Below are 836 nucleotides of genomic sequence, written 5' to 3'. Positions count from 1 at the left end.
TTCGATCTGGCGTTCACGGCGGAGCGGGGCACGGCTCCGGCTCCCGCACCGGGCCCGGTGACGGGTCTGGTGGCGACGCCGGCGCAGACGTCGGTGGTGTTGGGGTGGACGGCTCCGTCCGGGTCCACGGCGGCGGCGTCGTATGTGGTGTCGCGGAACGGGGTGAAGGTCGGGACGGTGACGGCTCCGGCGACCTCGTTCACGGATACCGGGCTGACGGCGGGGACGGCGTATACGTATGCGGTGACGGCGGTGTCGGCTGCGGGGGTGGCGTCGACTCCGGCGACGGTGCAGGCGACGACGACGGCTGCGGCTCCGGTGGGCCCGGCGGTGTCGGTGCCGAACGGGTCGGCCTGGTCGTGGCGGTACTCCGCGGATGCGTTGCCGGGGGACTGGAACACGACAGGGTTTGATGCGTCGTCGTGGGCGGTCGGGAAGGGCGTGCTGGGGCGGGGGGCGACGGTGGCGACGAACATCGATCCGTCGAACCTGGCCACGAAGCCGTTGAGTGCGCAGTTCCGGACGTCGTTCTCCGTGTCGGATGCGGCGTCGGTGAAGGATGGGACGGTGTCGGTGATCGCCGATGACGGGGTGGTGCTGTATCTGAACGGGGTGGAGCTGGGGCGGGCGAATCTGCCCGCCGGGTCGATCACGCAGAACACGTATGCGACGGCGGCGCCGCGGGCGACGACTGCGGCGGGCGCGCGGGTGACGTTCCAGGTTCCGGCGACGCTGGTGAAGGAGGGGACCAACGTGCTGGCCGCGTCGGTCCACGCCAACTACCGCGGCACACCCGATCTCACCTTCGACGCCGCACTCACCATGCCGCGATAACC

General features: G+C 71.1%; 1 protein-coding gene and 1 pseudogene. Both read left to right on the top strand.

All coding sequences use genetic code 11. From position 1 onward, the window contains the following. Window positions 1-57: 57 nt before the first annotated feature. Window positions 58-228, top strand: a pseudogene (locus DW299_RS19680) (hypothetical protein); the annotation flags it as partial. A 234-nt stretch (window positions 229-462) separates the two neighbouring features. Beyond that, window positions 463-834 (top strand): hypothetical protein, encoded by a 372-nt coding sequence (locus DW299_RS19420; protein ID WP_240745266.1) that lies wholly within the window; start codon window positions 463-465, stop codon window positions 832-834. Window positions 835-836 lie beyond the last annotated feature (2 nt).

The sequence above is a fragment of the Microbacterium sp. K35 genome (assembly GCF_004794375.1).
Classification (GTDB): Bacteria; Actinomycetota; Actinomycetes; order Actinomycetales; family Microbacteriaceae; genus Microbacterium; species Microbacterium sufflavum.
This window is presented reverse-complemented; position numbering and strand designations above follow the sequence as displayed.